The organism is Acinetobacter sp. ANC 5600, assembly GCF_002018395.1.
Classification (GTDB): domain Bacteria; phylum Pseudomonadota; class Gammaproteobacteria; order Pseudomonadales; family Moraxellaceae; genus Acinetobacter; species Acinetobacter amyesii.
Window position 1 is genome coordinate 140,060 of the sequence record NZ_MVKW01000001.1, and the last position, 16,433, is coordinate 156,492.

Annotated in this window: 16 protein-coding genes and 4 tRNA genes; 11 read left to right on the forward strand and 9 right to left on the reverse strand. The window is 37.9% G+C overall.

Going from position 1 to position 16,433, the window contains the following annotated elements:
• Nucleotides 1-100: 100 nt before the first annotated feature.
• A complete protein-coding gene (locus tag B1201_RS00590; RefSeq protein WP_005008801.1) occupies nucleotides 101-487 on the forward strand; it encodes a carboxymuconolactone decarboxylase family protein in 387 nt (128 codons plus the stop codon).
• Nucleotides 488-591: 104 nt separating this feature from the next.
• On the opposite strand, the gene B1201_RS00595 is transcribed toward B1201_RS00590, so the two are convergent.
• Both B1201_RS00595 and B1201_RS00600 read right to left on the reverse strand, forming a co-directional pair.
• Nucleotides 592-849, reverse strand: coding sequence for a hypothetical protein (locus B1201_RS00595; protein ID WP_078191893.1), 258 nt, complete (start codon nucleotides 847-849; stop codon nucleotides 592-594).
• A 185-nt stretch (nucleotides 850-1,034) separates the two neighbouring features.
• Nucleotides 1,035-2,213: a S1C family serine protease gene (locus tag B1201_RS00600; RefSeq protein ID WP_078191894.1), complete on the reverse strand. Its 1,179-nt coding sequence runs from the start codon at nucleotides 2,211-2,213 to the stop codon at nucleotides 1,035-1,037.
• 169 nt (nucleotides 2,214-2,382) lie between these two features.
• Here B1201_RS00600 and B1201_RS00605 point away from each other — a divergent pair, with 169 nt between their 5' ends.
• Nucleotides 2,383-3,141: a Nif3-like dinuclear metal center hexameric protein gene (locus B1201_RS00605; protein ID WP_078191895.1), complete on the forward strand. Its 759-nt coding sequence runs from the start codon at nucleotides 2,383-2,385 to the stop codon at nucleotides 3,139-3,141.
• Between the two features lie 156 nt (nucleotides 3,142-3,297).
• Nucleotides 3,298-3,924: a superoxide dismutase gene (locus tag B1201_RS00610; RefSeq protein WP_078192384.1), complete on the forward strand. Its 627-nt coding sequence runs from the start codon at nucleotides 3,298-3,300 to the stop codon at nucleotides 3,922-3,924.
• A gap of 327 nt (nucleotides 3,925-4,251) precedes the next feature.
• Here B1201_RS00610 and B1201_RS00615 read toward each other — a convergent pair whose 3' ends face one another.
• Nucleotides 4,252-5,595 (reverse strand): hypothetical protein, encoded by a 1,344-nt coding sequence (locus B1201_RS00615; protein WP_078191896.1) that lies wholly within the window; start codon nucleotides 5,593-5,595, stop codon nucleotides 4,252-4,254.
• Between the two features lie 496 nt (nucleotides 5,596-6,091).
• On the opposite strand from B1201_RS00615, the gene B1201_RS00620 reads away from it, so the two are divergent.
• The 5 genes from B1201_RS00620 (at nucleotide 6,092) to B1201_RS00640 (ending at nucleotide 7,379) form a co-directional block, all read left to right on the forward strand.
• Nucleotides 6,092-6,167: transfer RNA gene (locus B1201_RS00620), tRNA-Asn, on the forward strand.
• A gap of 5 nt (nucleotides 6,168-6,172) precedes the next feature.
• Nucleotides 6,173-6,248: transfer RNA gene (locus B1201_RS00625), tRNA-Asn, on the forward strand.
• A 218-nt stretch (nucleotides 6,249-6,466) separates the two neighbouring features.
• Nucleotides 6,467-6,542, forward strand: a tRNA-Asn gene (locus B1201_RS00630).
• A gap of 256 nt (nucleotides 6,543-6,798) precedes the next feature.
• Nucleotides 6,799-6,874, forward strand: a tRNA-Asn gene (locus tag B1201_RS00635).
• Nucleotides 6,875-6,896: 22 nt separating this feature from the next.
• Nucleotides 6,897-7,379: a DUF2726 domain-containing protein gene (locus B1201_RS00640; RefSeq protein ID WP_218948119.1), complete on the forward strand. Its 483-nt coding sequence runs from the start codon at nucleotides 6,897-6,899 to the stop codon at nucleotides 7,377-7,379.
• A 75-nt stretch (nucleotides 7,380-7,454) separates the two neighbouring features.
• Here B1201_RS00640 and B1201_RS00645 read toward each other — a convergent pair whose 3' ends face one another.
• From B1201_RS00645 to B1201_RS00660, 4 genes are all read right to left on the reverse strand, one after another.
• Nucleotides 7,455-7,715 carry a hypothetical protein gene (locus tag B1201_RS00645; protein WP_078191897.1) on the reverse strand — a complete coding sequence of 87 codons (261 nt, stop codon included), beginning with the start codon at nucleotides 7,713-7,715 and terminating at the stop codon, nucleotides 7,455-7,457.
• Nucleotides 7,716-7,897: 182 nt separating this feature from the next.
• Entirely contained in the window at nucleotides 7,898-9,358 is a 1,461-nt protein-coding gene (locus B1201_RS00650) for an alpha/beta hydrolase family protein (RefSeq protein WP_078191898.1), read from the reverse strand.
• Nucleotides 9,359-9,480: 122 nt separating this feature from the next.
• Entirely contained in the window at nucleotides 9,481-10,362 is an 882-nt protein-coding gene (ubiA, locus tag B1201_RS00655; protein WP_078191899.1) for a 4-hydroxybenzoate octaprenyltransferase, read from the reverse strand.
• A 22-nt stretch (nucleotides 10,363-10,384) separates the two neighbouring features.
• Nucleotides 10,385-10,870, reverse strand: coding sequence for a chorismate--pyruvate lyase family protein (locus tag B1201_RS00660; RefSeq protein ID WP_078191900.1), 486 nt, complete (start codon nucleotides 10,868-10,870; stop codon nucleotides 10,385-10,387).
• Nucleotides 10,871-11,072: 202 nt separating this feature from the next.
• On the opposite strand from B1201_RS00660, the gene B1201_RS00665 reads away from it, so the two are divergent.
• On the forward strand, nucleotides 11,073-11,987 hold the full coding sequence (locus B1201_RS00665) for a polysaccharide deacetylase family protein (protein ID WP_078191901.1): 915 nt from the start codon (nucleotides 11,073-11,075) through the stop codon (nucleotides 11,985-11,987).
• Between the two features lie 85 nt (nucleotides 11,988-12,072).
• On the opposite strand, the gene B1201_RS00670 is transcribed toward B1201_RS00665, so the two are convergent.
• Nucleotides 12,073-12,351, reverse strand: coding sequence for a hypothetical protein (locus B1201_RS00670; protein ID WP_078191902.1), 279 nt, complete (start codon nucleotides 12,349-12,351; stop codon nucleotides 12,073-12,075).
• Nucleotides 12,352-12,447: 96 nt separating this feature from the next.
• Nucleotides 12,448-13,863 (reverse strand): type I glutamate--ammonia ligase, encoded by a 1,416-nt coding sequence (glnA, locus tag B1201_RS00675; RefSeq protein WP_171263711.1) that lies wholly within the window; start codon nucleotides 13,861-13,863, stop codon nucleotides 12,448-12,450.
• Nucleotides 13,864-14,928: 1,065 nt separating this feature from the next.
• On the opposite strand from glnA, the gene B1201_RS00680 reads away from it, so the two are divergent.
• The gene (locus B1201_RS00680) at nucleotides 14,929-16,140 is read left to right on the forward strand and encodes a tyrosine-type recombinase/integrase (RefSeq protein ID WP_078191904.1); all 1,212 of its coding nucleotides are present in this window, start codon (nucleotides 14,929-14,931) and stop codon (nucleotides 16,138-16,140) included.
• Between the two features lie 9 nt (nucleotides 16,141-16,149).
• A complete protein-coding gene (locus B1201_RS00685) occupies nucleotides 16,150-16,374 on the forward strand; it encodes a hypothetical protein (protein ID WP_078191905.1) in 225 nt (74 codons plus the stop codon).
• Nucleotides 16,375-16,433: the final 59 nt, after the last annotated feature.

Genomic DNA, 16,433 nt, shown 5'->3' on the forward strand with positions numbered 1-16,433 from the left:
AAACAATGGGATGGCTTTTTTATACGACCATCAGCCAATGGTATCGCAGAGTCAAAGGTATAGGCTGTACTGCAAAATTACATCACAGAGGGTTTGCTACATGTCACAACAAGATTATGAAAATGGCTTAAAAGTTCGTACTGAAGTTATGGGTGAAAGTTTCGTTAAACGTGCTCAAGACAATACCGTGCCATTTACTCAACCTTTGCAAGATTGGATTAATGAGCATGCATGGGGTTCAACTTGGCAGCGTGAAGGCGTTTTACCCCGTAAATATCGCTCACTGATTACCATTGCATTTTTAACTGCACAAAAAAGTCCAACAGAACTCAAGGGTCATGTCCGAGGTGCTTTAAATAATGGAGCGACTGTAGAAGAAATTCAGGAAGTGTTACTTCATAGTTTGCCATATTGTGGTGCACCAGCAACTCAAGAAGCCTTTCGTGCAGCGCTTGAAGTGATTAACGACTATCAAAAATCTGAATAAGATACTGCGTTATAAAACGGCTTTAGAAAACTGCGATTATCGTGGTTTTCTAAAGGGTTTCATCTTGTTTTTAACTTACGACCTTAAATGCAGTGAATCCCGAATCAAATCCAGTAGACATTAAAATTATAGAAGAATTCATTCACTTCAAATCGAACTTGATATCCCAATTCTGTAAGCTCAGCAGATAAACTTCGAATCTCTTCTAAAGCTAAATGCTTGGGTAAAACCGTAAATACGGCGGTATTCCCCTGTTTAGCATTTTCCTCAATCAGCAAAGCCAAACGTGTCTTATATAAGGCGATATCTAAATTGGCTTGACTGGATAAAACTTTGGCATGTTCAGCGGGTAAAAAGCTCATATTCTTATACGCTTATCTGATTATTATTGCTTATAAATTAAGCCAAAATCAGCAAAGCGTGCAATGCATTTTTGTAATTGATACTTCAATTTTAAAGCACATTGTTTGACTCAAACGATGCACTTCAAAGCGATCTACAAAAAAGGCACTCAAAAAAAATCCCTCATGAAGAGGGATTTTCTATGCTAGCGGGGTAATGGAATATATTGCGAGTCACTGTTTTGAGTTTGCGGTTTACGCTCTCCCACTTGTACCGGCAATGTCATCGCCTTTCCGTCTCGCTCAATGTCAATTTGCATAGTGCTCAATGGCGCTTGTTGTGCAACGTAGTTGATTAAATGCGAAGTCGAGGTAATCAGCTCATTATTCACTTTCATGATTTTATCACCACGTTTTAAACCTGCTTGTGCTGCAGGTCCATTACGAATGACATCTGCAACAATCACACCATTCACACGTGGATCTAAAATATTTTCTTGTTTAATTGGAAGTAAACTAATACCTAACCAACCACGAACCACTCGCCCATCTTTTAAAATAGCGTTCAGCACTTGTTGACATACTTTTGCAGGAATGGCAAAACCAATCCCCAAAGAGCCACCTGACTGCGAGAAGATCGCGGTATTTACACCAATTAAGTTTCCTGCAACATCAATTAAAGCACCACCAGAGTTGCCGGGGTTGATCGCCGCATCTGTTTGAATAAAGTCTTCGTAAGTGTTGATTCCCAAATCTGAACGACCTGTAGCTGAGATAATCCCTTGCGTAACCGTCTGACCTACGCCAAAAGGGTTACCAATCGCTAGGACGACATCACCGACTTCATTGCCACTTAGCTTAAATGGCAAAACCGGTAATTGACTCATTTCAATCTTAATCACAGCTAGGTCTGTATCTGGGTCTGTACCCACAACTTTCGCTTCAGCACGACGACCATCATGTAAAGCCACAACGATCTGATCGGCCTGTGCGATCACGTGGTTATTCGTCAAAATATAGCCATCTGGACGAACAATCACACCTGAACCTAAACTATTTTCGTTTTGATTGGTTTGATCTGGAAGTTGATTACCAAAAAACTCACGGTAAACCGGATCATTTAATAAAGGATGATCCAATTGTTTCACTTTTTGCGTAGTGAAAATATTGACAACCGCTGGCGCAGCAACTTTTACCGCAGCACTATACGAAACTACACCGCCTGTACGCGACGTATCAATGAGGGGCTCAACCTTTTCTGCAGGCATTTTAACCCCATCTGGGGCAATGGGTGCTTTAGGTTTTTGAACCTGTTGCCATGTAAAGAAACCGATGATCACAAGTATTAATAATACCCAAGGTAACCATGTAAAGGTCCGACGCACGTCTATATCCTCTAAATTTTATAATTCATTGATGGCTAAATAATTTATATCGTATTGTAATGTAATATTTTCAACAAACTTAAAAATAAACACAGAGATTTGTGATTCTTTAGTTACAATTTAAACAATCGTAAATTTTGATGCATCTTTTTGAGATTTTGGACAGTATATGGCTCAGTTAAGTGAAATTATTCAATGGTGTGACAGCACACTCAAAGCACATGAATTTAAGGACTATGCTCCCAACGGCTTGCAAATTGAAGGCTCAGCAGAAGTGCATAAAATTTTATGCGCAGTTACCGCATCACAAACAGCGATTGAAGCCGCGATAGCAGCAAAAGCTGATTTGCTATTGGTACACCATGGTTATTTTTGGAAAGGTGAAGCTTACCCAATCACAGGTATGCGTGGCAAACGCATCAAAACCCTGATCAAAAAAGATATTTCATTAGTTGGCTATCACTTACCTTTAGATAGTCACCCTATTTTAGGTAATAATGCAGCGATAGCAGATTTGCTCGAATTAGAGAATATTGAAGCCTTAGATCCTACTGAGCGCAATCCTATTGGTAATGTTGGTTATATAAAACAAGCCATGACTCCAGCGGTGTTTAAAGACTTTGTTTCTGAAAAATTAGGATTTGATGTCATTCACCTGCCGGCAGATAAACCCTCTATTCAAAAAATTGGTTTGTGTACGGGTGGCGCACAAGACTTTATTGGCAAAGCCGCTGCATTAGATTGTGATGCGTACATTTCAGGTGAAGTGAGTGAACGTACTTTTTACGAAGCTGAAGAATTAAATGTGCATTATTATGCCTGCGGACATCATGCAACTGAAAGATATGGTGTACAACGACTCGCAAAAGCTATTTCAGAACAGTTCAATATTGAGTATAGTTATTTCGAATTAAATAACCCGATTTAATTTAAATCGTCTTGGTCTTTGGCTCAGTCGTTATACGTATATTTTCAGGCTTTATTCTGTATTGTTATTTATAAGCAATGCGCATTTTACTGCAAGAATCTATTACAATAACGGCACTTAATGTCAAAACCCAGCAAAATGCAAGGAATTGAAAACATGACAACGATTACTTTACCAGCGTTACCTTACGGTTACGAAGATCTTGCTCCGCACATCAGCAAAGAAACTTTAGAATACCATCACGACAAACACCACAATACTTATGTGGTTAACCTAAACAAAGCAATTGAAGGTACTGACCTTGCTGGCAAAACTTTAGAAGAAATCATCACTGCTGTTAAAGGCGATGCTTCTAAAGCTGGTATCTTCAACAATGCAGCTCAAGTATGGAACCACACATTCTACTGGAACTGTATGGCTAAAAACGGTGGCGGTAAAGCTACTGGCGCTTTAGCAGCTAAAATCGACGAAGCTTTCGGTTCTTACGAAAAATTCGCTGAAGAATTTGCAAATGCTGCTGCAACTCAGTTCGGTTCAGGTTGGGCTTGGTTAGTTGCTGACGAAGTAAACGGTAACCTTTCTATCCTTAAAACTTCAAATGCTGACACTCCACTTGCTCACGGTAAAGTTGCTGTGTTGACTATCGACGTTTGGGAACATGCTTACTACATCGACTTCCGTAACGCTCGTCCTAAATACATCTCTACTTTCTTAGAAAGCCTAGTGAACTGGGACTATGCAAACGCTAAATATGCAGGTCAAGCTGCTGGCGTTGAAAAATAAGTTTTAAAACTTATTCAAAAGTCAAAAAAATCACCCTTTTAGGGTGATTTTTTATGGGCTTAACAATTTTAAAATCTATAAAAATATATAAGCACTACTTTTTCTTGTTTTAGTTCAAGTGAAACTAAATAAAGTTATGCAACAAGGATTTTTTATTACACATATTGCATGTTAAACATTTTAAAAATTTAAAATCCGTAGGTATGGCCTTTCCCAACACAAGATTCTGAAATTTATTAAAATTAAGGTGTTTTCAAATACTATGTATTCAATTAATTGTAGGAGAATTACCATAGTTATATTTTTGAGAATATAACTACGCAATTATTACCTTAAGAGATCATTTACGCCTAAATGACCAAACTTGCCATTTATTAGACGACCATCATCTAACTGCACGTTTTTAAATTCTATAGTTCCCTCTGAATCATTGACAGTTACACCACTACAATGATTATTCGTCAATTTACAGTTCCATTTCAGATAGATATTCACATTTAATTGACCCTTCTGTGGTCTTTGATAAGCTACATTTACATTTTTAGTTATAGTATCGTATTTCACTGTGAACTCTAGATCAGATTGCTTATCTCGACTCATAAAACGATAATATTTACTTTCATTCTCTGCATATGCAACTGCTGAAACAGTTTCATCAATTTTAAAAACTTCATCTCCTGCAATGACTTGACCATAAGGAATTTTTTTCACAAAACCTCCAGATACTTCTAAGTCTGGAGACGCAGTATATTCAACAGGGTTGGTAAATAAGTTATTGATGAATTTAAAGGTCGTTATACCATTTTCATAATCTGTATTTAATGTAAAATCTCGATTGAAGTAACCTTTATATATGTACACATCTTTAGGTTGCTCATTACTGAAATAATTCCCCTCTGTTAAGATAAATCTATCATGATCAATATCCAAAGGATTATTAAAATTAAAATAATATTCTTTATCGGTCGTAAAACTTAAAACAGAACTAGTTTTCCAATCCAAAAACTTTTCTATTGTTGCAGGTTTACCATTAACAATTAAGTCTGATTTCGCAGGATATTCATTAAATCTTTTGCTATCCCATACTGGCCAATCAGAATTTACTTCAAACTTAACAGAGCCTTTAATTTTAGCTGTAGATGCAAAGCCAATATTATTTAAACGTCCTGTTATAGAACCATTTGCATCTATAATAAAATAAGTTTTGCCATTACTCTGCTTTTCAATTTTATAAGAAAATGTATCACTGCATGAATTTTGACATTGAACCCGCAGATACCCGTTAGCATTTTCCGAATAGCTAAAAACTCCAACTTTATCGTCATTAGGATAAAAATAAAGACCCGCCAAATTATTAATATGGGCAGACAAATCATTGCTTGGTGTAAGAATTTCTAGATTCCACATATTATTGTTAGTAGCAGATGCTTCAATCACACTATCTGTGTGAAATGGTGAAAACTTGATAGTTGAGTGATTAGCAATGCCAGAATTTTCAATTTCAAAATAGCCATGTGTCAAATCTGGACTTAGTACAGAAGTTTCTTCAATAGGCTTAGGCACAGATGTTTCTGATGACGTTGGACTACTTTCTCCTCCCCCTCCACCGCATGCGACTAATAAAATAGATAAGAGAGTTGAAGTTAATAATTTTCTTCCAATGTGAAGCATATAAATTCCTATTTAAAAATAAATTTTTAAATTTTATAAAATATTGAATTTAGAATACTTTTTTAAATATTCAATAACATTTCATGAAACTTTGTTTTGTTCTTATACAGGAAGCTAAGCCATTTGTGTACTTAGAAGATTTATTTATCTAAAAATTATTAAAAAAATCTGCTAATTAATTAAAACAACTGGAATTTACTGACTAATTATTAACTATTTCAATATAATAAAGGTCATCCGAAATGACGGTACATAGTGCTCTCAGCATGTTCAGAACTAGAATAGCGATCTAACGCAACCTTACCCACCATTCCATCCATCACTCTATTAACTATAATTGTTAAAGTATTCCGATAGGGTTTAACGCAACAAAAGCTTAAAATAATCAATAAATAAGCAAGAAACTCATCTTTGGATAATAAAAAAACATTTAAGCGCTTTATCTTTTATTTTTACTTGACCGCTTTAGCTTTCATCCCTAAAATGCGCATCAGATTCTCCAATAGCTCAGTCGGTAGAGCGACGGACTGTTAATCCGCAGGTCCCTGGTTCGAGCCCAGGTTGGAGAGCCATCTATTCTTCCATAGCTCAGTCGGTAGAGCGACGGACTGTTAATCCGCAGGTCCCTGGTTCGAGCCCAGGTGGAAGAGCCAGATTCTAAAAAGCCCACTCATTGCAAAGTGGGTTTTTTATTGCCTGATATTTAACAAAGCATACCTACTTTTTTTGTTTTTGCTTTCCTAAAAAGTATCCGTATATGTACCAAGTTGTCTAATTCGGCTATTTTTAAAACACTTAATTTGATTTTTAAGTATTTTTTTTAAATCAGGCTTGACCACCCTCCCATACATCTTTAGAATCCACTTCAGATTCTCCAATAGCTCAGTCGGTAGAGCGACGGACTGTTAATCCGCAGGTCCCTGGTTCGAGCCCAGGTTGGAGAGCCAAATTCTAAAAGCCCACGCATTATGTCGTGGGCTTTTTTTATGCTCTGACTTTTGTTTTAAGATAAGTATAACTTGCTCTATGACCTAAGCTATTCACTTAGCTCTCCGACCACATTAGAAAGAATAGTCAGAGCTTAAGTTTTAAAAACGCTTTATATTAAAGGTGTTTATATTTAATACATTCAGCCTAAATTTCCTTATTTTTTGCAATTCTAACTTGACCTCACTGCATTTGCCCCATAGAATGCGTGCAGATTCTCCAATAGCTCAGTCGGTAGAGCGACGGACTGTTAATCCGCAGGTCCCTGGTTCGAGCCCAGGTTGGAGAGCCAAATTCTAAAAAGCCCACGCATCATGACGTGGGCTTTTTTCATATATGTAGTTTATTCCGTGCCAGATCTAAGTCAGTTCATATTTTTTATTATTGGTTGCTTGGCAACTTTTGCCCTTGTCTGCTTAGTCTTTCCCAGACTGTTTAGAAGCAGACAAAAGTATTTCCCACGTCGTGTAATCACTGCCTTTGAAAGTAAGATGTTTCATCGTTTAAATGAAGCATTTCCGAACTACCACATTTTAGCCCAAGTGGCTTTTAGTGCACTGATCACCAATCAAAATTATAAAATCAGAAATAGATTTAATCGAAAAGTCACTGATTTTGTCATACTTGACCAAACTTATGATGTGCTTGTGATTATCGAACTGGATGACCCTAGTCATATAGGCAAAGAGCAAGAAGATGCTGAACGTGATGCAATGCTTGAAGAAGCGGGCTACCGTGTAATCCGCTACACCAGCATTCCAACAGTTCACACGCTCAGGCATGATGTAAATAAATAGTTGTTAAATACCTAAAGTACAATCAAACATTGGGTGAATGCGCATTGCATTCACATCCATAATGTAAGCAGAATTTTACTGAGCATTTGACTCTTGAGCAGCCAGCACTTCCAATACTGCTTGGTCAGCCTCAGCAGCCAAAGCCTCATCTTGTGCTTCTTTTGCTTTAATGCGCTCAATCATTTCAGCTTGTTGTTGCTTATATTTTTCTTGGTTTTTGGCATCACTATTGACTGCAAGAAAAGCCATACTGACCAAAAATATAGGAATCAATAGCCCAAGTGCCATCAGAGTGATCATCTTTTTGGTATTGGGTTTTGGCTTTACTTCAGACATAACTATTCTTTCATTTACATAAATAATTCGACGCCCAATATAGCAAAAAACAAAATTCGCTCAAGTCTTCATAACATTCTTTGCTCGAACTAACTGTACCCCCTCATTTTCACGGATTGAATGATTAATAATCCAATATGCAAAAAAAGGAGACATGCTCCTTTTTTTATTATTGAAAAAACTTAGCTTGAAGCAGCTACCCCCTTACAATGTGGACTTTGACTTGCATCTTTTTGCTCATTGGTTAAGACAATACCTGTACCTGCAGACATTTTAGCTTGAATAAATTCGACCGCTTGCGCATTTCTACAGATAATCGCCTGTGTATGACTTGCACTTGGCACAACGTCTAATTGATAACCTTCAGCATAATTTGCATCTGGGAAATACTTCTTCGCTTGTGTTTTCATATTTGCAAATAGCGCTTGCGTAACCACAGGAATAACTGCCTGATCATTTGCACCTTGAATAATATACACAGGCGCTTTAATTACTTTGGCAGCAGTTGCATTTGTCGCTGGCTGATTATCATTTAAAAATTTCTGAACAACAGGATCAGTATCAATTTTATTCAGATCAATTCCATACTGTGAAACTGTATGCGTTGGATCCTTTAAAAATTCAATCACAGCTGCTTTAAACTGTTCTTGCAAACCATTTGCGCCATTTGGATCAGCATAACTTAAACATGCACCGTCATCTCCTGTACGTCCATAGGCTTTTTCTGCAATAACACCAGCATCAGCAGTAAAAATATTTTTTAAATCATAATTTGGCTCATAGGCTTTAATACCCGAACTGGTCAATGCAGCATATGCCAAAAGCTCAGCATAGCCATCTGCAATTTGATCAATTAACGCCTGTGCTTGAACCTCAGAAAGCTGCCCCATACTAAGTGCATAACGCACTTGTGCCAACTGTTCATCCAATCTATTCAATCCATGGGCTTTAGGTTGACCATTTGCATCTACATTTAGTTTTGGATCTAAGTAAATCTTAATAATCGTGCCTAAACTCGACGCAGGTGCGGCTGCTACTGCACCTTTATAGTTAGTATCGGTATTCGCAAATTCCGCCGTGCCTAAGGATGCATGACCACCTTGCGATTGACCAATCGACATCCACTGACCATTGAGTTGCTTACCATAATGTTCTTTTGCCGCTTTAACTGCAGCAAGCGCCGAATTTGCCGCACTTGATAAATTAAGGTATGGATGAACTCCCTTGGTTCCTAAACCCTCATAGTCTGGTGCCACAATTACATAACCTGCCGCCATAAGCGTGTTAGCTAGAATTTTAAAGCGTGGATGAATTAGATTTTTACTTGGCGCACATTCATCTCCAGCTCCGACTGTTCCATGCTCCCATACCACAACACGATAACCATCTTTAGGTTGAGTAGCTTTTGGAAACAACACTAAAGCCGTTGCTGTTGCTGCTTTCCCCTGTACATTTGTCATGTTATAGGTCATGACTTTAATGGACGATGTATTGTCTACTGTATTGAAAGCATAATTTGCTTCAGACACAAATGTTGATTTTTGATTCGAAGATGATGAGTCATTATCATCGTCATTACACGCGGTTAAAGACAGCATAGAAACTGCAACTGTCAAAGCTAATGCTATTTTTGAACGTTTCATAAAATATCCTTTTTAATCATTATTCTTTAAACATGAAACTACATGCCTTTTTATTAATGCATAAAAAAAAGCACCCGAATAGGATGCTTTAGTTCATTTTAAACATTTTCAGATCAATGACATTAAAGAGCCAATGCCATAAAAATTCCAATAAAAATCATAAACCCTACCCAACGGTTATGGCGAAACGCCCAAAAACATAACTGCGGATCACGGCCTTTGGTTTTAGTCCACTGGTAAATAAAATCGGCAGCCACAGCCAACATTGCAACTAAACCAAATGGCATCAAGAGATCTTCTAAATACAACGCAGAACCAATCAGTACAATGCTTAGCGCCTGTAATAAAGAAATGATTTCAATATCGTATTTACCAAATAAAATCGCAGTTGATTTCACGCCAATTTTCAAATCATATTCACGGTCAGTAATGGCATATTGTGTGTCATATGCAACGGTCCACGCCAAATTACCAAAGTACAATAACCAGCAAGTCAAATCAGGTGTTTGCCCCACAGCGGTATAAGCCATAGGAATCGACCATGAAAATGCCGCGCCTAAAAATACTTGTGGCAGATGCGTGTAGCGTTTCATAAAGGGATAAATGAACGCTAAAAACAATGCACCAAAGGACCAATAAAAAGTTTCTATCGGTAAAAAGAACAACATACATGCGCTAGCAAGCACCAAGATCAAGAACACATATATGGCTTCTTTAGCACTAATCACTCCAGTGGCTAAAGGACGATGTTTGGTTCTTTCCACAGCACCATCGACTTTACGGTCAGCAAAGTCATTAATCGCACAACCTGCTGCACGCATAAATATCGTGCCCAAAATCATGGGAATCAAAATACTGAATTGCGGTGTTCCTTGATTGGCAATCCACAGTGCCCACATGGTTGGCCAAAAAACCAGTTCCGTGCCAATTGGCTTATCGAAGCGACATAAATAGTAATAAGCTTCTAAACGCTGCTGCCAAGTAATCTGTTGCACCACGGCCATGATTGTCCTTCATCTGGTAATGTTATTTCTGCAAATATTGTTCAAAACTCGCTAAAAAAGTTTCCTGAACAATAAATTTACAACCATGCCAAGTATAACAGCTCTGACGTGTCCAACCATCGTCTAGCCACAGTACACGCCGCTCACACTTCGGATTGGTACGCTGAAATAAAAAATGTCCGATCGGTTTTTTACCAATATGCTGAAAAATCCGCGCACGCCCTTGTATGCTAAGGATTGGAAATATACTTTTTGCCTTGACCCACGGCTCAGCTTCACAACCATATAAATAACTTTCACGTACCCAAGCTGTATGCTGTATTGGCGTTTGCAGCCACTGTGCATCTTGAAGCGTCATGCGTTGAAATTGCTCAATACTTGGCTCAACCTTAAATACGCCTTGGGCAAAATCTGTTAATTGTTGGGTTAATGAACCCGAAGCATACAACCATGTTCTTAATTCAGGAGACATTCTTTTATCCCGCATTTCGCATGCTTGACGCTGCATATTTCATTTCCCTTTAACCATTTGCTGAGTATAGCGAATCCTTAGTGTAACCAACTCAACATCGTTTTTCATGACCAATAGCTTGTTTTCAGTAAAATGAGCAAAACTAAAACAGCTTAAGCACTTCATTACATATGTAATCAACACAAACCTCACTTACCCAGTATGATGTCGTGGATAACCACCAAATTACACAAGCATAATGTTTCCATATAAGCCGCTATATGTTTTTATTTTTTTCGTTTTACTTTGTGCCAATATCACGGCTCAAGCAAAATCTATTGCGCTCAGTTTTGATGATGGATTAAATCCAGCGTTTAACGCACAAGCGGAACAAATCAATGCCCAAATTTTAAAACATCTGCATGATCAACAAATCAAAACTATTGTCTTCCCTAGCCTGATTAAAATTGGCGATTATCAAGGTAAACAACTGATTCAAGCGTGGGGACAATCTGGCCATCTGATTGGCAATCATAGTGCACTGCACCAAAATCTAAATAAAGAAAATGTCACATTAAAAGATTATCTGCATAGCATTGAACAGGCGGATACAGTGCTAAAAACGCTGCCAAATTACACACGTATTTACCGGTATCCCTTTTTAAAAGAAGGTAATAGCACTAAAAAGCGTGATGCTGTCTATCAATGGTTAGAGCAGCATCAATACCGCATTGGCGGTGTGAGTATCGATGCCAGTGACTGGTTTTATAACCGAAAATATCTCGACTATGCCAAACTGCAAGATCAGGACAAATTAGACCGACTAAAACAAGCATATATTGCTCACCTGCTTCACCGAGCAGATTATTATGACCAACTTGCCCAGCTCACCATAAATCGTTCGCCACAGCATGTTTTACTTTTACATGTGAATGCTATTAATGCCGCATTTTTAAAGGATGTCATTACTGCTTTTCAGCAGCATGGCTGGACTTTTATTTCAGCAGCAGACGCCCTGCAAGATCCCTTATATACGCAGCACAGCCAAAACATCCCTGCGGGTGAAAGTGTAATTTGGTCTATTGCCAAAACCAAAGGATTAGAAAACTTACGCTACCCCGCCGAAGATGCGCCTTATGAAATCGACAATTTAAAACAGCATGGTTTGCAATAACGTTTGGCAAATTACGAGATATTCAATAAAAAATGACCTGCAACGTTGAAAGTCATTTTTTTCAATTCAATATTTTCGTGTTAAATTAAAAGTTATCTGTCTTGGCTATGGCTTCGAACTTACCTTGCGGCGTTTTAATCAGAACCAGTCCTTCGGTCGTAATATAAAAACTTTCTGGGTAATCAAATTCCAATGCTAGCTCTGGGTTTTTCAGTTCGACAAATTCAGCCTGCTTATAACCTTCAACGGTCCGCCCTACTTCCAAATAAGTCACTTCTGAGAAGTTGAGTTTAAATCCCTTTGCTTGATCCGCTGGATCAATCCAAGGAAAAAAACCGGTATGTTTTTTACGTGGTTTTGCCATGTTTAGATATTCATTCAAATCTTTGCTTTATCTTAACCCATCTCATAAAAAAACCCGCACAAGGCGGGTCTTTTTACAGTGAAATTCTGTACAGAATTACAAGCTGTAGTACATGTCGAATTCAACTGGGTGAGTAGTCGTGTTAAGACGACGAACTTCTTCAGTTTTAAGTTCGATGTAGGCATCAAGCATTTCTTTAGTGAACACGCCACCTTTAAGAAGGTAATCATGGTCAGCTGCAAGAGCTTCAAGCGCCATATCTAAGCTATGAGCCACTGTAGGGATTTTAGCTTCTTCTTCAGGAGGAAGGTCGTACAAGTTCTTGTCAGCAGCTTCACCTGGGTGGATCTTGTTTTGGATACCGTCAAGACCAGCCATAAGAAGTGCAGCGAAACCTAAGTACGGGTTCATCATTGGATCAGGGAAACGTGCTTCGATACGTTTGCCTTTAGGGCTAGAAACATAAGGAATACGAATAGAAGCTGAACGGTTACGTGCTGAGTAAGCAAGCATAATCGGTGCTTCGAAATGTGGAACTAAACGTTTGTACGAGTTAGTTGATGGGTTTGTGATTGCGTTCAATGAACGAGCGTGTTTGATCACACCGCCAATGAAGTACAACGCCATTTCTGAAAGACCAGCGTATTCATCACCAGCAAACAAATTCTTGCCGTCTTTAGAGATCGACATGTGAACGTGCATACCAGAACCGTTATCGCCAACCATTGGTTTAGGCATAAAAGTAGCAGTTTTAGCATATTGGTGAGCAACGTTCCAAACAGCATATTTGAACTGTTGAACTTCGTCCGCTTTACGAACCATGGTGTTGAAGCTTACACCGATTTCAAGCTGGCAAGATGCAACTTCGTGGTGATGTACTTCTACACGACCTGGGCCCATGATGTCTTCGATTTTTGCACACATATCTGCACGCATATCTTGTGAAGAATCAACAGGAGGAACTGGGAAGTAACCACCTTTCACACGTGGACGGTGACCAGAGTTACCCGCTTCGTAATCTTTACCAGTAGACCAAGCAGCTTCTTCAGCGATTAATGTGTGGCGCGCGCCAGACATATCGATGTCCCATTTTACTTCGTCAAATACGAAGAATTCTGGTTCTGGACCAAAATAAGCAGTATCACCGATACCAGTTGATTTTAGGTATTCTTCCGCACGGCGAGCAATAGAGCGTGGGTCACGTTCATAACCTTGACCAGTTGAAGGTTCGATAACATCACAAGTCACAACAACTGTAGCTTCTGCAAAGAACGGGTCGATAAAACAAGTTTCTGCATCTGGACGTAAGATCATGTCAGATGCTTCAATGCCTTTCCAACCAGCAATTGAAGAACCATCAAACATTTTGCCATCTTCAAACGTATCTTCGTCGATTGAATCTGCTGGGTAAGTTACGTGTTGTTCTTTACCCTTAGTATCAGTAAAGCGAAAATCGACCCATTTTGCGCCACTTTCTTGGATGAGTTGAAGGACCTTGTTCGCCATGCTCATTTTGCTCCGATGATTTTTTTGTGCACACTGAAGTGCGTGTTAGTAGTTGGTAGTTATTAAGCAATTACCGTACCAACTTTTAAAAGCCAAGCTAAAATATTGAATTCCTTATCAGAATAGAAGATTTTAGCTCCTAGCTTTTCGACTATTATACTGTGTGTAACAGTAAATGCACCATATTCAGCCACTCTTCATCACTTTTGTTTAAAAACTTCTCGCAGGTGTATCAAAATAGTGCAACTTGGTTTTGCACCAAAATGATTAATCGCTTTCAACGATAAAATCATTGAGATTTTATCAAAGCTTTAAGGTCGAATTTAAATACGATAGAAACTAATGGCTTAGCTAGTTATAAATGGAAAAATACTGGCGTAATAACTGAATTAATGATCGATATCTAGGTTTTTTGAGCCCGTAAAGTATCCATTTTTTGACGTTAATTTAACCATTTTGTTTTAATTTTAATCAATTTACCTTAACATTAATTGTGCTCCATTTTGGTGATTTTGCTTCAAAACGGTTCATATTTTTCCATCTAGAGCCTGAATTGCTATTTTTAACGACATCAAGCAGATCTTTTTAAAATATCAATTGAACATATTTTACCCACTTAAATTCAGCCTAATGTCTTGTTCAAATTAAATCCCAAATTTATAAGTCGAAAATTTATTGAAATGATTTCAGTTGCGATGAACTTTGGCGAAATTGTTCAGCAGAAATTGAATAATATTTGCTATGATTGGCTGCATTCTAAATATTTCACTATTTTTCTATTTAAAATATCCACACGATATTTGGGTCAATATACAACTATTTAGAATCATTTCGGACTATTCAAAGCACATTTAAGTGCATAAATTTCAAAGGTTAATACGCTCATGCTTTTGATGATCGAAAAGAATCAAATTTGTTAAATATTATAAATTATTATAAAAATAAAATACTTAGCCTTACTCAACACACCCTCTTACATTAACAGCCGTAAATTATTGTCTAATTGCATTAAATGGATATGTGAGTAAGATTGTGAGTAACAAGCTTTCGACACTTCGTTACTCACAACCTATGCTAAATGATAGCAAGATCAAACAATTAAAACCAAGAGATAAAATGTACAGGATGGCAGATCATTCTGGACTATGTATTGAAGTGCGTCCGAATGGATCAAAGCACTGGCGTTTTCGTTATCGTTTTCTCGGGAAAGCATCAATGTTAAGTCTCGGTGAATACCCGATTGTAAGCCTAGCTACAGCACGTCAAAAAACCATAGATCAAAAAACACTATTGGATCAGAATATTGATCCAGCTAAATATCGAATTGAGGAAAAGGAACAAGCTAAACTTAAGTCAGAATCTACATTTAAGGATATTGCTCTTGAGTGGTATGAGGTAAAGAAAAATAAAAGATCTGAATCATTTAGGCTTACCGTAGAGAAAGCTTTTGCGCGTGATTTATTCCCTGCGTTTGGTGGTAAAGATTTAAAAACAATTACTCCGCATGATGTACTTAGAATGCAAAAAGATACGATTAAGCGCGTATCTAAGCAGATGAATCATGGTACTGGTGAAAGCACGGCTATTCGAAATCGTCAACTTGTGAATTCAATCTTTAACTACGCTATCGCCAATCTGCGCTGCGAAAGCAATCCAGCAATATCACTTGGCCAAACTGTTGAGCGCCCTCCAAAGCAAACCGCTAGACCTTTAACGAGTGATGAAAAATCACGTTTTAACAGTGCGCTAAAAAACAGTCGATCTACTGAAATGGTTAAAAATTCCATACTCCTTTTATTGTATTCAATGATGCGATCAATTGAAGTTTGTCGCTTGCGTTGGGAGTGGATTGATCTTGAAAATAGATTAATCACTATACCACCAGCAACAAAAGAGCAGCTGGATCAAGGTGAGCGAAATATCAAAATGAACAGAACTCATTTGGTGCCAATTAGTGATCAAATTTTTAAAATCTTAGAGAGTCAAAAACTACAATCTAATGATGAATATGTGTTTTGCTCAGTCTTTAATAAATCAAAAATAATGAACAAAACCACTATAAATCGAGCGCTTGGATCTATGGGTTTTGAGTTTACAGCACACGACTTTCGAGCTACAGCATCAACATTACTTCATGAGTCAGGTTATAGCTCTGAATGGATAGAATTACAGCTTGCTCATGTGGATAAAAATGCGGTTCGTGGCACATATAATCACGCTCAAAATTTAGAAGAGCGTAGAAAAATGATGCAAGATTGGGCTGATATGGTTGATAGTTGGTGAGGTGAATCCATGATCGTCATGAAGAAAAATAAAAAGTATCTCTCCTATGTAAAACAAGAAGAGGGTCTTGATTATTGGGAATTATCAGAAGTGAATTTTGTAGATCGATCGGGTTGGCATTGGACCAGTGATTATGAGAAAGCCAAGTATTTTATGAGTAAAAGAGATGCTGATATTTTTCTAGCTAAGAAGAAAGGCGAATTTTGGGAAGGTGTGGAGATAGTTAATGAGTGATTTAAAGAAGCCCTCACATGAGGGCTTTTACAATTGCACCATGACGTGCTTTGCAATCA